The organism is Bartonella sp. AA2SXKL (genome assembly GCF_042197205.1).
Lineage (GTDB): Bacteria > Pseudomonadota > Alphaproteobacteria > Rhizobiales > Rhizobiaceae > Bartonella.
On sequence record NZ_JBHIRN010000173.1, the window covers coordinates 1 to 674 of the forward strand.

Sequence of the window (674 nt, forward strand, 5' to 3'; positions counted from 1 at the left end):
AGTTGGTGTATTTTTTGCTGGTGCACTCTCTTTTTTATCACCGTGTGTTTTGCCGTTAGTTCCTCCTTATTTGTGCTATATGGCGGGCATTGGTATTGATGATTTTCGTTCAGAAAAACATAAGGGAAGAGTGTTTATACGGTGGGCGCTTTTATCTTCTGTTATTGCCTTTGTGATGGGTTTTACAACCGTTTTTGTCGCTTTAGGTGCCAGTGCAAGCACAATTGGAAAGCTTATCGCTTATTATCGTGATTGGTTTGCACTTTCTGCTGGAATTATCATTATTATTTTTGGTTTAAACTTTTTGGGTCTTTTCAAAATTGCTTTTTTATTTCGTGAAGCGCGTTTTCAAATACATAAAAGGCCTTCTGGTCCTTTAGGTGCTTACGTTATTGGTTTAGCTTTTGCATTTGGTTGGACACCTTGTATTGGCCCAATTTTAGGACCCGTTATAACACTTGCTGGAACAAAAGAAACTGTGGGTGAGGGAGCTGTTCTTTTAGGGGTTTATGCCTTAGGACTTGGTGTGCCTTTTCTGATAGCAGCTTTATTTTCGAGTAGTTTTATGAGATTTTTAGGAGCTTTTCGTATTCATTTAGGAAAAGTTGAAAAAATTATTGGTATTTTTTTGGTTGTGACGGGTATTTTATTTTTAACAGGCTCTATGCAGGATT

Annotated in this window: 1 protein-coding gene; it reads left to right on the forward strand. The window is 37.4% G+C overall.

Annotated elements, in window-relative coordinates; translation table 11 throughout:
- On the forward strand, positions 1-674 hold a 674-nt coding region (locus tag ACFINS_RS10510; protein WP_375706238.1), incomplete at both ends, for a cytochrome c biogenesis CcdA family protein.